This window comes from Thiosulfativibrio zosterae (assembly GCF_011398155.1).
Classification (GTDB): Bacteria; Pseudomonadota; Gammaproteobacteria; order Thiomicrospirales; family Thiomicrospiraceae; genus Thiosulfativibrio; species Thiosulfativibrio zosterae.
This window is the reverse complement of sequence record NZ_AP021888.1, coordinates 869952-885973: the sequence shown is the minus strand read 5'-3', so window position 1 is coordinate 885973 and position 16022 is coordinate 869952. Positions and strand designations below refer to the sequence as shown.

Below are 16022 nucleotides of genomic sequence, written 5' to 3'. Positions count from 1 at the left end.
AAAACCCACCCAAAAACAACCAGGCCTGGTTAAATTTCGGGCCTTTTTTTGGTTTTTTAACCGTTTTAATGACTCAAAAGGAAACTTATGAAAATTTCTGTCGACATCAGTATGTATCCGTTACAGGACCAATATTGCCAACCCATTGTAAATTTTATTAACCAGCTTGAAACTTTTCCGGAGGTTTCAATTCAGCGCAATAGCATGAGCACACATATTTATGGTGATTATGCCGTGGTGATGGCGTGTTTAAATCAAGAAATTCTGAAGGTATTAGAAAGCATTCCTGAAACCGTGTTTGTCATTAAGTTGATAGGTACCAATCGCGAAAAGGCAAACATTCGTGCTTGCGAATGAGTCTTGGACTGAACAGCTATTCAACGCGCTGTTAGCACAATCGGGTTGGGAATGGTTGGCAGCCAGTTTAGGGATAGCTTATGTCATTTTGGCAGCTAAAGAATCTGTTTGGTGTTGGCCGGCCGCGTTTATCAGCACGCTGATATACACTGTGCTATTTTGGGAAGGTCAACTTCCCATGCAGGCATTACTCAATGCCTATTATATTGGCGTAGCCGTTTATGGTTATTGGGTGTGGACAAAAACACACGCAATACAAAACCAAGAAAAAAGCCTAACCGTCAGCCGGCGTCCACTAAACTTTCACTTAATTTTTATCAGTGCTGGTATAAGTATCAGTTTGGCTTTGGGCTATGCGTTATCACTTAGCCCCGATAATCGCTTACCCTATTTAGATGCAAGCGTCACGGTCTTTGCTGTGATGAACACCCTCCTAATGGCACATAAAGTCTTAGAAAACTGGCTTTATTGGTTAGTGATTAACACAGCAGCCATAGCACTCTATTGGCAAACTGGGTTTTTTGTCACGATTGCAATGTTCGTGGTTTATTGGGTACTGGCGGTTTATGGGTATTGGCAGTGGCGCCAAACATATCTATTACCTAAGGCTTCTTAAATTGGCTTTATCCAAGCTTTAAGACCTTTAGTTTTTTGTAGCTTCTGAGCAACCTTGTTGGCAGAAGCTTTGTTTGCAAAATGTCCCATATTCAATCGATAGCGCTTGTCTCCTTCTATATTCACCGTTTCTATCCAGGTATCTTGCAGATGATGGCTTTGAACAAACGCCTCCAATGAGGCTTTTGCCTTAACGCTCATCAACTGCAAGGTAAAACTTTTTGCTGGGTTATTTTGCAAAATAACCTTATTGGTAAGCGCGCTTGAAGGCGCATTAAATGCCTCATAGGGAGCTACCTCTATTGAGTCTGTTAGTTGGAGAATTTGCGGACTTACTGGTTCAGAAGTTATTTTTTTGACCTGGCAAGTTAAACCTTCTTTAACCAACGCACCACACAAGTATTTGACATGATTTAAATCTCTAAAAACGCCCAACCAAAAAACAAATTGATTTTGGGTTGTTTTTTCTAAAGACATTTCTAACGGCTCAGCATGATTAACTTGTGCCCATAAACCAGGAAAAACACTTCTCAACGCTTGCAAAACAGTTTGGGCGTTCTTTTCAGAAATAAAAGTGCCTAAATTGACTAAAAACTTGCCGCTGACACGATCTTGAAATGGTTCTTCCTTTTCTGAGGTTTGGGCAAAATTATACTTTTCAACGGGAAATAGTTCGAAATTAGCCCCCATAACAAGGGCACCTCGGTGATTTACCTCAATCGACAAAGGGTTTCGCGACCTTAGACCTTTTTCCTGCAAAAACTTAGGATCCACTAGCAGCCAGTAATTGCCTGGCGCTACTTTTTCAAATAAATAATAGCCATCATACGCTGTATCCGTCTGATATTTTATTTGTGGATTTGTTTTATGCGAGAGCACCATGGGTACTCGCCCTTGGTCTTGAGGCTTTGCAAACAAGCTTTCCGCATATCGCACGGTACCTTCAACTTCACCAGCTAATACAATAGGAATAAACAAAGTCTTGATAACGCCAGGTCTTGGTAAAAAAGAAACCCCAGGCTGAGATGGCATCCAGAAGGGATCGGCCAATGTTTGCTGGTCTACTTCTAAATCGGTCGGTTGGTTGTCATAAAGTCCTTTCAGCGTTGCGACACCCAACTGATCTGTTTTTGCACGACGATGCTGTTGCACGGCAATAAGTTCAGCGTTTTCAATCACAGGTTCATCTAGGTCGAAGCGTTGATTATTATTCAAATCTTCAAATACAAGGGCCGACACCCCTCCCGTGTTGGCAAGACTGCTTGATGACAGTAAATATCGATGGGTCAGTGGATCTTGTCCAAATGCAAAGCGCACAATGAGATTAGCGTTGTAATCTTGATTATTTTTTCCTAATTTAAATCGTGCGATAAAGTCTTTATTTTGCCAATCCAAAGCATAACCTTCCCCTAAGGATTGATTGACAAAATCATAAGTATAATTAATTTCGGTGCTCCATCCTCCTCCTAAGCTTGTTAAAAAATCCAAACTACCTGAATTAAACTCAAGCGTCGGCTCAAGGTTATACTGCAAACTATTACGAACAAACACCGACCCAAAACGCCCAGATACTTGAAAATTTCCACTGGTAGATTTGTTATCACCTGATGCTGTGTGAGATTGATTATGGATAAGGTTGTTTGCCAAATTGATGGTACCTATCTGGGTGCCAAGGTTCAAACCATAACTTTCACTTTTAGTTGCTTCATAGGTTTCGGTGAAATCCGTTGTCAACTGATAACTGAGAGGATTAGACAGTCCTAAATTCAAAGGCCCTTGCAAATCAAATCTTTGGGCGTTTTTTATTCTGGCCAATGCATCGGCATTGATTGCAAAATCTGCGGAATTTTGTTCAAGTGAATAGCTAAACTTATGCAACCTTGTCTGTCCCAATCCCCGTGAAAGACTAAAGTTCGTTTGACTACCGGCAGCCAAATCCTGTAACCAACTCGCATTCACTAAAAAATTGTTCCAAAAAACTCTAATCCCTGGTTGAATAAACTGGTGTAATGTTTGGTCGGTAAAGTAATATTGACTCAGATCTCCTGTAATCGATATATTTTGGGTTAACCCCGCTTCTAAATGTGTATTGAATCGCCAATTGTAAGGATCATTTTGGCGCTCTTTCTCAATAAAGTCAGAGAGTTGCCAGTCTTGTCGAGTTAGAGAAACATCATAAATCAACCCTCCGCCAACTAAACTAGCTTGATCTAATACATAGGTTTCTACCTTTTCATCTCTTTGACCTTGCGGGCCATAAAATTTTAAGATGAAGCGGTTTTCACCAATGGATAAGGGTTGATCTACAAATTGATATCGTCCATCCTCACCGACCACGAGTCGCTCTAAAAAAATACCATTTAAATAAAGCTCAACTTCCCAACCTGGTTGTTGAAACCCTGATAAGGTCGTACTACTCGCATTGGTCACGCGCCCAAGAGGGCGATTGCTGGCTCTTACCCCGAAATCGTTCCCACCCGTGGGCAAATGCGCAATACTTGCCGTTGAGATATCCAACAACGAAACATAAGAGGCATTCAGCGGACCCAACATCTCGGAATCTAAACTGCTTCGCTCAAGAGCAAGCCTAAAATTTGGCTGAGTACGCTGCGCGACCTCATCGTAATTTAAATTGCCAAAATACCTTGCTGTCATATAGGCAAGGTCGCCCGAGCCCAACAAAGATAAATTTAAGCGATGTTTTGCTTGATAATCACGATTAAGTGAAAACTGTACATCACTAAAGACTGGTGAAAATGCTTGATAAGGTACATCTTGGCGGGGTAAGCGCACCTCAAAATCACTCATGATGGATTGTTTCTGGCGCAATTCACGCATGAGACGCTCTTGTATAGGCAATTTTTGTTGTGGGATAAGTTTTAAGATTAATTCCGTAGCATTGACGGTTTGGCGTATTCCAAACCAACTGAGCGCTTCAACAAGCTTAACTTTAATACGGGTGGCATTAACCTCAATTTCTTTAGCATCCAAACGATGAGGCTTATCTTTGATAAAGGCGGAATCCAAATCATATTGCTCTGGCACATTGGGTGTGGGAGATAACTTAAATCGATTTTCAGGACGAATAAACCAACCTTCCGCACCCAAAATGCCATTTTTCTTTTGAATTGGAATTGGAAAATCTAATAAACGCAACAATTCCTCAAAATCAACCCACAAATCTTCGCCGCGCTCTTCCACACTGAGTTCGCCCAGCAAAATGTTGTCGGCATAGGTATCTAAAATTAGGGTTTGAATTTGAGTTCGAGCCAAGTCTTCTTGGGAAATCATCTTGCCAGAGATTGGATCAAACAGTAACCCTTTTGTCGCACTTTGATTGTCTGCCCAAGTTGTAATGGGCCATAGAAAATAGCTAAGTATTATGCCAAAACATATCACTAGGGGGCGCGCATCAAAAAGCTGCATCAGTTTATACAAAGCCTTAAGTTTTAATATTGAAATTCAAAAACATCAAAAATACGCTGCGGATAAAATTTCGCAGCTTCATAATCCACCTTATAGTAGCCTTTTTTGGCTGGCTGATCTTTCAAACCAATTAAAATGGTTCTGTGAGAAAGCTCTCGATAGAGCGTGGAATTGTCTAAAAAAGCCACTCGTTGATACTCTTCTTGCAAGGTTGGTTTCCAATAGACATTAAGCTTGCCTACACTACTAAAACTTCCAGAACGGTTTAAATCAATCGCAACTGCCCATTGTTTTTGTTTGGGATTTTCAGAAACTGGGGTTGCCAAGATTTGCGCTTTGGCAATTTTTGCCTGTAAATTTAATTTGCCCTGCCAAACTTGTACCGGAATAGTAAAACTAGTCAACATAAAAACCTGCATCTTTGCAGCCCCAGGAGCAGAATCTATGGCAACGGGATTGGGCAATTGCGTAAACCCCAAATGTGTTCTGTACTCTCCCTCTGGCAAGCGCTCTGGTCGGCGTAAACTTAAACGCACGGTTTGCTTTTCTCCCGGTGCCAAAGTGACTTGTCGCGGACTAAAGCGAATCATATCCTCTGCTGCAAACATTCCAGTTAAATCGTCTTTCTTGTTGTCTAGACGCAAATAACCACCGTCAGCTGTTTGGCGTTGAGTAACCAACTCTATACGATAAGTTGCTGTAGTGTTGCCTTGATTCATAATCACAACATTTTCAGCGCGTTCATTGCCGCTAAAGAGTATACGGGTCGGGCTGATTAACAAATTGGCATGCGCTAGGGTAGAGCATATCATCAGCACTAAAAAGATGAGATTTTTCATAATAATTTCTTTTTAATAATCAATATTCAGTTCAAAAAAGCGGTAATAATCACCGTCTGGATAAACACTACCATTACCAGAAGTGACGAGCCGAGCGGGTAAGTTTAAAATTAATTCCCCCTGGGCATTGGTATTTTGCGTGGCAAAATCCAAATAGGGTTCAATACTAAATTGAGTCGGTGTCACTCCACCTGAGTAGCTGCTTGCAGTAGAGCCCGGGCTTATCGAAAACGATAACTGCGTGAAAGGCGGAAAGTCATACAATAAAAAACGCCCAGGTTGACCAGCCTCTAAAACCACAAACGCATCATCCTTTAAAATTTGACCCGTAGATGTGATTTGCATGATGGCAACTGTATTGTTATTTTTGAGCGCAATTTTGCCAAAACTTAAAGCTTGTTGTTGAGAGACTTCACCCGCCTGGACGACCAAACTCAGTGATAACAACCAACTAGTCAAAACCTTTTGAATTCTAATTTGCATCTTTTAAAGCCATCTAAGCGGTTTTAAATAAAAAAACCTTCAAGAAGAAGGTTTTTAGAATTAAGAAATTTTATTAATAAAATTAATAACTTACCGTTACCGCAAAGGTGCCTGTATAGGTTGTTTCATCATAAAGATCTTTTGGTGCAGCACCGTTCGCAACCGTTTTGAGAGTCGCACCCACATTAAAAACAAGGTTCCCTGTTGCATCAGTGGTTGTACCAAAGGTTTGGTTATTGCCTTCCGTGGTCGCATACTTGGTAAAGGTATCCAAAGTAAAAGTATCCGCAGAGGCAGCAGCGGGATCAGACAGTGTAACGGCAACTGTGGGAAGAGTTACCGCAAGCGCATAATTGCTTGCTGCGCCACTGACAGTAACTGTTGCCGGAGAACCGGCTGAAAGTACGACCATCGTGGCATCTGAAGTGGCACCATTTGTAGCGACAGGAGCAGTTGCGGGGTTAGGCGAAAGCACCATAGTGGCAATTTCTGCTCCCGCAGCATCATCCTTGGTCGCTGAAATCGTTCCTAAGTTCATAGGCGTAAAAGCCACATTAATCGTGTTATTTACCGTGACTGAAGCGCCAATGTTTACAGTGGTTGCGTGGGCAGGAAGGTTAAACAACCCTGCGGACATGGCTAAAACCACCAACGTTTTTTTAAAAAAAGTGTTTTGTATTTTCATATCAAAAATCCTTTCATTTATTAGTTATATACTTGAGTTTAAATGAGTTTTGCTGAATCTCAATCAAACTTAACTCCTAAAAATAATTTTCAGGTTATTAGCATTAACGGCTCGGTCATGAGTTTCTTAACAAAAAACATCAAAAATGCTTAATCAAATCAATCAAACATTAACATGATGTTATCTTAGGCATTTATACCAATTTACTCAAGAATATTTTTGTATGTCACGCTATTACCTTGGCCAAAAATACTGAGGAGAAGCAGCCTTAACTTGGCGTTCAACCAACAAATTATTTTGAATATCTACTGGTGGCAAAACTGAAGAACGACTGACTGTTTTAAGCTTTTTTAAATATTCCAATAATTCGTCTACTTCCTCTTGCTTGGCAATCAATTGCATTAGTTTTTCTCTTAACTTTTGCCATTCACCTAGCGCAATCTGAGCGTGCTGCATTTCCTGAACACTTTCTGTTTGAGTTTGCCAATTCTGCAACCACAGTTCTGTTTGATGATAGGTTTTTAGAAATTCATTTTGAATATTTAGTCTATTCAAGTCTTTCGTTGTGATGGGTAAAAAATTATTCACTGTGATTAAGTTATTCAAATCGCCAACATCCGCTATACCGCTGATATCTTTGGTCTTGTAGCGCTCTATATTTTTGATTGGAATTTGCCGCTCAGCTACGACTAAATCACTGACTGTTTTTCGTGCAATTTGATTTAAGCCTGTGCTTGGCAAATTTTGAATTGTAGATGCTTGGGGTAAGTTCTGCACATTCAGCGTTGCGGCATAAGCTGTTTGAACACTCATCTCCATTAATCCCATCAAGCCTATTAATAGAGTGATTAACAAGCCATTTTTTTTCCAAAAAGCACTCTTTTTTACTTTAAAAAAATTGTTCATATACTGTCCCAATTTAAATCACGACTAGAGGCTAATGAAAAGAGTTAAGCAGTTATTAAGCCAAATAGCTCATTAAAAGTTTCAACCAAAACAATTCATGCTTTCAAACAGCTTTAAGAGTGCTGTCCCTAGTGGCGCCTCAATAAAATCGGTTTCCAATGTCTCTTGAAAATATACTGGATTAAAATATTTCATGTCCTCAGCTAATATCAGTTTATAAACTTGGATTAAAACCAACTCTCTAGGCGCCCATACAAAGGCATCGCAATCCACCAAAGTGGTTAGGTCACCTTGTTGGGACTGTAAAAATTGATCCCAACGCAAATCCAACATCACTGGTACGCTGACTTGTGGGCACCAGTTTTGTAAACTTTTTACTTCATCATTTGTTAATTTTAATGAACTCGACTGAGTTGAAGCAATTAACTCTAGCGTTTCCAAAACCTTGTTACCAAATGTTGATAAGGGAAATTGCTCACCCATTAGGCTTCCAAAATAGGGTTGTGTTTGACTGTGTAAACTTGCCAAGTGATTTGCCAGTTGTGCGATCAACTTAGGAGAAGCGGCTTTTATCTCCAAGCCTGGCATCCAACGATTCAACAGCCAGCCCTCATGAATGCCATCACTGGATTGTGCCATGATTAAAGGCGGCACTTGCAGTCCTGAATATGTTGATAAAAAAGCATAGACCTCTGCAAAATCACCCAACTGGTTTGGTAAATCCAATCCCCATAGATGACGAACACCTCGCCAAAATACGGCGGTTTTGATTTCATGTAAATGGGCAGGACATTTTTTTAAGGCATAACAATGATCTTGAGTTTGCAAACGCCAGATTGCATGGGTACTGTCTTCAAACAGGTTGGGCAGTTTTTCAATAGACTTAACCTCACCCAGATAATTTTGGACTGCCATTGGCAAAATACCAGCAGCTTGATTATCAGTCAATGACGAGACTTTTGTCATATCCATACGCTTTCCTTAAACTTTACTGCGACCTATCTTAACGAGCAATCCATAAAATGCCTAGTCTTTAGACTCCCCTTTCGAGGTGTTTTCCGCTATAATTTTGGGCTAGATTCTTTATTGCTCAAAAAACTAACGAAGAGGCCTGCCCAAATGAACTTAGATCAAGCGAGATTTAATATGGTTGAACAACAGATTCGTCCGTGGGATGTGTTAGATCCTAAGGTATTGGATTTGTTAATGGACACGCCTCGCCACGAGTTTGTCGCTGAAAGCCAAGTTGCCCTTGCCTATTCGGATATTGAATTACCCATTGGACACAATCAAACGATGTTGCATCCCCGAGTAGAAGGCAAAATTTTACAAGCGGTTGATGTCCAAGGGGATGAATCGGTCTTAGAAATTGGCACTGGCTCTGGATTTATGACAGCACTTTTAGCCAAGTTAGCAGACAAGGTGACCACCGTTGAAATTTTCCCTGAATTGCAGGAAACTGCGAAAGCGCGTTTAGAAGGTTATGACAATATTACTTTCCAAACGGGCGATGCCAGCCAAGATTGGAATGATGGTCAAGAGTATGATGTGATTATGTTTACCGGTGCGATGGCAACTTTACCGGATACTTTTAAACACAAACTCACTTTGGGTGGACGCTTATTGGTAACTTTGGGCGTCAGCACCGTGATGACAACACAACTGGTCACGCGCATTGCCGAAGGTGAATGGGAGGTTGAAAGTCTATTTGAAACCGTTATGCCAACCTTGGTTCACGCCACTAAAGCCTCTGAATTTAAGTTTTAATCCCTAAATCGCTTTCAAAAATCAACCAGCGTAATGCTGGTTTTTTTGTGCCCTTATTTGCGTAAATCGTCTGCTTTTACGTGCTTCAACTTATCTTCATGATTCAAAAAACGCCCTAAAAACGACCAGGCCTGGTTAAAATTCTGCTCCAAAATTATCTAAAAGCCTTTAAAACTGGGCTTTGAAGCCACCTATTCCCCTACTTTATTTGCCTATAAATTTATTTATCGACCCATAATAAATTTTTTTCATTATTCAGCAAACAGCTTCGTCTATAGAATGCGCCTCATAGGCATAGATTTATTTTGTGCCGGATTAACTTTATTAATAGTAAGGAATTTATCATGGATTTGATTTCGCTCTATCCCACTTGGTACGAACCCACCGTGGGTTCTGGCTGGGTGGTGGCGCTGATTGCCACCTTCCATGTGCTAGCGTCCCACACTTCGGTGGGTGCAGCACTCTTGTTTGCCTATTTATCGCACAAAGCTTATCGCGAAGACCGCGACGACCTACTGGATTTTGTTAAGAAGTACGGTTTGTTTTTAATGGTCTTTACCTATGTGGCGGGTTCCATTACGGGTCCTGGGATTTGGTATTCCACCACCGTTGCCAGCCCAAATGGTATTGGCGCTTTGATTCACTCGTTTGTGTGGAAATGGGCAACCGAGTGGGTTTTCTTTGTGATTGAAGTGGTCGGCGTCTACATGATTGTGTATTTGGTCGGCAAGGTCGATAAGCGTACGCACATGAAAATTTCGGTACTTTTTGGGATTGCTTCTTTTGCCACCATGATCATCATCATTGGGATTTTATCTTTCATGATGGTGCCAGGCAAAGAACAATGGTTCCAAGAAGGCGGCTATTTAAATGGCTTCTACGGCACCAATACCTTTATTCAAATGGGGATGCGCGTGGCCTTTATGTTCACCATGACCGCTGTGGTCGGTGGTATCGTCGTTGCATCCATCAAAGATGCCGCATTCAAAAAAGAAATGGCGCGTAAGTTAGGCTGGTTAGGAATTATCGCCACCTTGGTGGGCGCAGGTTTATTCCAACTGTATTTAACCTCTGTACCGAGCCAAGCGTTATTGGTGATGGAAAACCGTTTGCCTGATTATTTTGGACCAAGCATTATTGCGGTGTTAGCGGGTACTTTGGCGTATTTCATCATTACCATGTTACGCCCCCAAACCTTAGTGCAAGGTTTTGCTGGCGGTATGGCCGTTGTGATTTTGGTGGCCGGTCTTTGGCCAGAAGAAACCGCGCGTGAATCGATGCGTAAACCTTGGGTAGCTGGACAATATGTTTATTCAAACCAAGTGATTGGCCGCGATGTACCCGGTATGGATGTGAAGTCACAACTGCCCATCATCGAAAAGGTCGGGATTTTACAAGCGCATCCTTTTACACCAGAGCATTTAAAAACAGTGACCGACAACAATAAAATTCAAGCCGGTGAATTCATCGCCATGACTTATTGTTCAAACTGTCACTCACCCAGTCAAACCGGGATTCGCCCCTTACACCGTTATTTTCCAGAGGGCATTACTCAAGCCCGTATGGAAAGCTATGTGCGTGGTGTATTGACGACTGGCAATATTGCTTATATGCCTAAAATGCCCATGATTGAATCAGAAGTAAAAGCCTTGTCGGCTTACCTAATGCTTAACAACAGCGGCGGTGATGCAGCCGTGCAAGTCGCCATTAAAGAAGAATTAAAAGCAGCTGACCATGCCTTGGCTATGCAAAAAGCACAAGACAAAGTGGCTCTAACACAGGAGGCTCAATAATGATGGATGCTTCTCAAGTCGCGCAAGTGACAGAAATGATGTATGCCCTGCGTAATCCCGCTGGCGTACCGACTTTTCCAATTATTTTTATGGGATTGGGCGTTTTAACCTTTGCTTTGCATATTTTATTTGTACAAATCATGCTCGGCACCTCAGCCATTACCATTTTTGGCAGTTTCAGCCAATCGCCCTACTGGCGTCGTTTAGCGGCTGCCATGCTTGAAATCGCCAAGGTTTCAGTGTCGGTCGCTATCGTAGTGGGTGTTGCGCCTTTGCTATTTGTGCAGGTGGTTTACGACCCCCATTGGTACACCTCCAATGTCTTGTCGGCAGACTGGGTTATTGGGTTTATCATCATCTTAATTTTCGCTTACTGGGCGATGTATTTCTACTACTTCACCAACGGCAAAAACAAAGATAAAACCGCACAACCTAAAGCGCGTTGGTCAATGATGTTAAGCTTGGCTTTGATGCTGGTCGTCGGCTTTATTATGCACAGCCTAACCTCACAAATGCTGCACCCAGAACTATGGAAAGAATGGTATTTGCAAAACGGTGTATTGGATTATTCTGGTTCACAACTGCATGCCTATAACCCTTGGCGTTTTGCCTTCTTTATCTCAATGGCCATTCCAGTTACTGGCGCCATGTTAGTGACCTACCGCCGTTTTAAAATGGTGCGCGAAGATGCGGACATGGGGTATTTAAATTGGGCAGCCGATTTGGGTAAAACTTGGATTAAAGTAGGTTCTGTGATTGCCACCGTTTTATACCTTGCTTGGATGATGACCTTGCCAGAAACTGCAGGCAGTTTTGCCACCTCTTTCTGGGGCATTATTGGCGGCGTGATGGTATTGTTCTTTGCCATCTGGGCGCAAGTTCGCTTACAAGGCGAAGCTAAGTTTTGCAGTTACATGGCATTACCCGTAGCTTTAGTGATTGGATTAATCGTTGCGACTTCGCGTGAAATGTTGCGTTACAGCATCCTAAATGACTTTTTCCATTACGACTTTATGGACTACAAAATCGTTATGGACTGGTACTCAACCGGCCTGTTCTTCTTAACCTTTGCCATCGTCGGCGGTAGCACCTTAGCTTACTACCTAACCATTGCTTGGAAAGCCGGTCAAACGGTGGGGGTTTACACACCTAGCCCTGCGGTTAATCGCATGGGAACCATCGCTTTATGGATTATGATTCTGTGGGTCATTCAATTCTTCGTAGCGGGTATCTGGACTTGGGTGCAATAAGGAGATGACTATGTTTAAAAGAACTTTAATCGCAACGAGCATCACCCTTCTAAGCCTAGCATCTGCACAGGCTGCAGAAGGCGGCCAGCCGATGACTCAAGCACAAATTGACAGTATTGTCGCAGCCTACCCCATGCCTTCGGGCAAAATGTTAGCCGACAATTGCTCAGCGTGTCATGGCACACTAGGCGCCGAATTTAATGAAGCCATGCCCCCTTTAGCCGGTATGAAGGCTGAAAACTTTATCAAATTGATGAAAGATTACCGTGCGAATGCTTTCCCAACCATCGTCATGCATGATGTGGCTTATGTTTTTACCGATGCTGAAATTTCAGCCATGGCAGACTATTTTGCGCAACAAGAGCCGGTTGAGTGGACTCGCTCAGATTTTCAAGGAGGAAACCACCATGAGTAAATTAACCCGTCGCGAACTCATCAAATGGTTTGGCGCCAGCGCCATGGCCAGCACTGGTTTATTAGGGGCAACCTCAAAAGCCTATGCTAAAAATACAGCGCACATTGTCATCGTGGGTGGCGGCATTGGTGGCGCATCCTTTGCCAAATATATGCGTTTGGCTAATAGCGATGTCAAAATCACCATGATTGAGCCTCACCCAACCTATACTTTCTGCCCTGGCAGTAATGAAATTTTGTCGGGTCATGAAACGCTTGAAAACTTAACGGTGAATTACCAAACACTGAAAAGTCGTTTTAATGTCGATGTCGTGCAAGACATAGCCACCGAAATAAACTATGAAAAACATCAAATCAGTACCCTTAAAGGTCAAGTGATTGACTATGACAAATTGGTGGTTTCACCAGGCCCTGATTTCGATTATCAGTTTGTTGAGGGTTACAACGCTACCTTAGCAGCCAGCGATTTTCCACACGCTTGGAAAGCAGGTCCGCAAACCACCAAACTTAAGCAACAGATTGATGCGTTGCCACAAGGCGGCACTTTATTAATCAGCTCGCCCAGAATACCTTATCGTTGTCCGCCAGCACCTTACGAGCGCGCTTCATTTGTGGCCAATATGATGAAAAACACCAATCCTACGGCCAAAATTCTCATTTTGGATTCTAAAGATGATTATGTGTTTAAAGATCATTTTGAGCATTATTGGAAAAAGCATCATGGTTTTGGCACAGACAACTCCCGCATTGAATGGGTGCAAGCCAAAAAAGGCGGCATAGTCACGGCACTGAATACCCAAAACAAAAGTGTGAAAACCGCCAATGGCGACATCATTAAAGCGGATGTGATTAACATCATCCCCGAAGAAAAAGCCGGTCGCTTTGCAATTGAAAACGGCCTAGCCCTAGGTAGCAACTGGGTACCTTACGAGCCCAAAACCTTTGCCTCCAAAGTACATCCGGATGTCTATGTGATTGGTGACATGGTCGATTCTCCCATGCCTAAAACTGGTTATGTCGCCAGTAACCAAGCCAAAGTGGTGGCAGCGGCCATAAATGATTTATTAGCGGGGCGCGAGCCTGGCACACCATTTATTACTAATAACTGTGTAGCGATGGCGGGCGAAGATTATGGCATGACCATTACCGCCACTTTCCGCTTTACTGATGATGCCAAGCAAAAAGGCTATGCCACGCAAGTGCGTACCTCAGCGGTTTCAGACAATCCTTACACCAATCGCATTCGCGCTGAAGTGGCCAAAAACTGGCAACGCACTTTCCGCAAAGATATGTTTAGTTAAGGCTAGGAGTTAAAACATGAAAAAAACACTATTCATCAGTACCCTTGCCTTAAGCTTGGGCGCTTTTGCTCATTTAAGTCTTGCCAATGAACATGGCGCAAATTTGGCAACCCCTTGGACTCTTCCACAATGGAATGCCACGCAAAGTGCCATGCCTTTAGGGGATGCGCTTAAGGGCGAAAAATTGCACCGTGATGCCATGTGCATGACTTGTCATGGCGCCCACGGCATCGCACCTTCTCGAAATGTGCCTAATTTAGCGGACAATACCCCCGAATACACTTTTAAAATGTTATTAGATTATCAATCGGGTTTACGTCATGAAGGCGATGGCAAGTCGGCAGTCATGCAAGCCGCCGCACATGCCTTATCACAGCAAGATATGGCGGATTTAGCGGTTTATTATGCACAACAAACCTTGCCTAAAACAGATGCCGCTAAACCCACTGAGTTTGCCAAAGTGGATCGTTTGGTGCGCAAGGGCGATGCCAGTCGCATGATTACGCCCTGCGCTTCTTGTCATGGTGCACACGGCGAAGGTAATGAGGTAACACCAGCTTTGGCTGGACAAACACCGCATTACTTTATCCGCACCATGCACGCTTACAAAGCAGGCCATCGCACCAATGACATCCACGAAGGCATGGGGCAATTTACCCATGATTTAACCGATGCCGAAATCACCGCTTTAGCCGATTATTATGCAGCCCTAGACAGTGGCAAAGGAAAATAACATGACAGGAATCAAAGCTATCTTGTGGGGATTATTTCTCACGTTTGGGTCTATCGCTTTAATGTGGTGGCTCAGCACCATGACGGTGGTTTCTTTATAAAGAAACCCTCTCAAAAGTTCAGTCTAAAAACCTCGCTTGCGAGGTTTTTTTGTGGCGCTTTAAAGGGTTATGTATAAAGAAAAGTGCATAAGCCCTAATAAACATCATTAATTTATCTATAAGCGTTTTTAATGATATTATGACTACATTCTTGAGCGTAATTTAAAAACACCTGTTTCGCGCTCTAACACTCGTCAATACCTTGAAGGCTCATGTATGAAAATCGCCGTTTCCAGTGCTAATACCCAAAAAATTTCTGGCCCAGCTGCTGGCTGTAACAGCTTTTTGGTATACGAAACTTTGAATCGAAAGATTCTCAAAAAAGAGCATATCCACCTCAAGGCCGATGAAATTTTCAGTATGCTTAAACTGCCTCTTTCCAAACTCCCAAGCCACCCTCTTAATGGTATTGACTGTTTAATCAGCGAAAGTTTGGGGCAAGGCATGAGCCACAAATTAACCGATCAGGGTATTCAATGCCTAGCCACCAATGGCGCAGACCCAGACGGTGTTGTGCTCGCTTACTTACAAATGTCACCGGCCTAAATAAAAAAGCCTCTCAAATTTGAGAGGCTTTTTTTTCAACTCTGTTACATCATTATTTAGAATATTCCAAAACAATGGGTTGTACCTGTCTTAACCAAGTGGGATCGACTGGTTTAAGGTCTTGATAGGCTGCATTTGCGGTAATAGCGCCATACTCATTCCCAAATTTTTTGAGCAACGGTGGAGATTTACTGTAAGGATTGTGTATAGATGCCGGAGAATTTGGATTACCGAAATAACCATTCAAATTCCAAACTGAATTCGGATTTCTCACATCACCATAAGGTGACTCTGGGTTAAAAATCGAATCGCGATGTTTTCCATAAAAATCCAAAACGCCCAAATAGGTTTTCTTAGGATCTTGTCCATAGATGGCTGAATCTTGAAGTTTTTGAACCAACCGCCAATCTCTCATGCCAGATAAACTCAATGGGTTGCGATAAGCGCGATTCTGCTTTAAACATTCTGCTTGTTCTTTTTCTATTTCGCCAATTGTCGTTTGTGCTGCGACCAACTGTTCTTTTAAAGCAGCATATTCTTGTGTCAACACATTGATTTGTTGAATTTTTTGGTTCAACAAATCTTGTTGCTGAACATCAGCATCTTTAGCAAAACTTTGACTGATGCCAACCAAACTCAAACTGCCAATCAATACTGCATGTTGCCATCCCATTGATAACTTAGACATGATTACAACCCCTCCTTTGTGGTAATGAATTGATTATATCCACTCTTTGTCGAGAATAACAACACATTAAGAAAGGCTAATTTGATTCAAAAATAGCCACAATTTTAACCAGGCCTGGT

At 42.4% G+C, this 16022-nt stretch carries 16 protein-coding genes; 9 read left to right on the top strand and 7 right to left on the bottom strand.

Going from position 1 to position 16022, the window contains the following annotated elements; all coding sequences use genetic code 11:
- Positions 1 to 87: 87 nt before the first annotated feature.
- Positions 88 to 357, top strand: a complete 270-nt coding sequence (locus tag THMIRH_RS03785; protein ID WP_173290838.1) for a hypothetical protein — start codon at positions 88 to 90, stop codon at positions 355 to 357.
- Positions 344 to 973 (top strand): nicotinamide riboside transporter PnuC, encoded by a 630-nt coding sequence (gene pnuC, locus THMIRH_RS03780; protein WP_173290837.1) that lies wholly within the window; start codon positions 344 to 346, stop codon positions 971 to 973. Before THMIRH_RS03785 ends, pnuC begins: the two co-directional genes overlap by 14 nt.
- Here the strand turns inward: pnuC and THMIRH_RS03775 are convergent.
- The 6 genes from THMIRH_RS03775 to THMIRH_RS03750 form a co-directional block, all read right to left on the bottom strand.
- Positions 970 to 4398, bottom strand: coding sequence for an SPOR domain-containing protein (locus tag THMIRH_RS03775; protein WP_173290836.1), 3429 nt, complete (start codon positions 4396 to 4398; stop codon positions 970 to 972). The two genes, pnuC and THMIRH_RS03775, sit on opposite strands and share 4 nt — an antisense overlap.
- A gap of 23 nt (positions 4399 to 4421) precedes the next feature.
- Complete coding sequence (locus THMIRH_RS03770) at positions 4422 to 5237, bottom strand: fimbrial biogenesis chaperone (protein WP_173290835.1); 816 nt, start codon at positions 5235 to 5237, stop codon at positions 4422 to 4424.
- A gap of 12 nt (positions 5238 to 5249) precedes the next feature.
- Positions 5250 to 5720, bottom strand: a complete 471-nt coding sequence (locus tag THMIRH_RS03765) for a hypothetical protein (RefSeq protein WP_173290834.1) — start codon at positions 5718 to 5720, stop codon at positions 5250 to 5252.
- An 82-nt stretch (positions 5721 to 5802) separates the two neighbouring features.
- Positions 5803 to 6357 (bottom strand): DUF4402 domain-containing protein, encoded by a 555-nt coding sequence (locus tag THMIRH_RS03760; RefSeq protein ID WP_173290833.1) that lies wholly within the window; start codon positions 6355 to 6357, stop codon positions 5803 to 5805.
- Positions 6358 to 6639: 282 nt separating this feature from the next.
- On the bottom strand, positions 6640 to 7311 hold the full coding sequence (locus THMIRH_RS03755; protein ID WP_173290832.1) for a hypothetical protein: 672 nt from the start codon (positions 7309 to 7311) through the stop codon (positions 6640 to 6642).
- Between the two features lie 81 nt (positions 7312 to 7392).
- Positions 7393 to 8283, bottom strand: coding sequence for a hypothetical protein (locus tag THMIRH_RS03750; protein ID WP_173290831.1), 891 nt, complete (start codon positions 8281 to 8283; stop codon positions 7393 to 7395).
- Positions 8284 to 8430: 147 nt separating this feature from the next.
- On the opposite strand from THMIRH_RS03750, the gene THMIRH_RS03745 reads away from it, so the two are divergent.
- The 7 genes from THMIRH_RS03745 (at position 8431) to THMIRH_RS03715 (ending at position 15215) form a co-directional block, all read left to right on the top strand.
- A complete protein-coding gene (locus tag THMIRH_RS03745) occupies positions 8431 to 9078 on the top strand; it encodes a protein-L-isoaspartate O-methyltransferase family protein (RefSeq protein ID WP_173290830.1) in 648 nt (215 codons plus the stop codon).
- A gap of 344 nt (positions 9079 to 9422) precedes the next feature.
- On the top strand, positions 9423 to 10871 hold the full coding sequence (locus THMIRH_RS03740) for a cytochrome c (protein WP_243831495.1): 1449 nt from the start codon (positions 9423 to 9425) through the stop codon (positions 10869 to 10871).
- Positions 10871 to 12121: a hypothetical protein gene (locus tag THMIRH_RS03735; protein WP_243831494.1), complete on the top strand. Its 1251-nt coding sequence runs from the start codon at positions 10871 to 10873 to the stop codon at positions 12119 to 12121. Before THMIRH_RS03740 ends, THMIRH_RS03735 begins: the two co-directional genes overlap by 1 nt.
- A 10-nt stretch (positions 12122 to 12131) precedes the next feature.
- Positions 12132 to 12536, top strand: a complete 405-nt coding sequence (locus THMIRH_RS03730) for a c-type cytochrome (RefSeq protein ID WP_173290829.1) — start codon at positions 12132 to 12134, stop codon at positions 12534 to 12536.
- Entirely contained in the window at positions 12529 to 13836 is a 1308-nt protein-coding gene (locus THMIRH_RS03725) for an FAD-dependent oxidoreductase (RefSeq protein WP_173290828.1), read from the top strand. Before THMIRH_RS03730 ends, THMIRH_RS03725 begins: the two co-directional genes overlap by 8 nt.
- 16 nt (positions 13837 to 13852) lie before the next feature.
- Entirely contained in the window at positions 13853 to 14569 is a 717-nt protein-coding gene (locus tag THMIRH_RS03720; RefSeq protein ID WP_173290827.1) for a c-type cytochrome, read from the top strand.
- A gap of 316 nt (positions 14570 to 14885) precedes the next feature.
- A complete protein-coding gene (locus THMIRH_RS03715; RefSeq protein WP_173290826.1) occupies positions 14886 to 15215 on the top strand; it encodes a NifB/NifX family molybdenum-iron cluster-binding protein in 330 nt (109 codons plus the stop codon).
- 52 nt (positions 15216 to 15267) lie between these two features.
- Here the strand turns inward: THMIRH_RS03715 and THMIRH_RS03710 are convergent, their stop codons facing one another.
- The gene (locus THMIRH_RS03710) at positions 15268 to 15903 is read right to left on the bottom strand and encodes a hypothetical protein (RefSeq protein WP_173290825.1); all 636 of its coding nucleotides are present in this window, start codon (positions 15901 to 15903) and stop codon (positions 15268 to 15270) included.
- Positions 15904 to 16022: the final 119 nt, after the last annotated feature.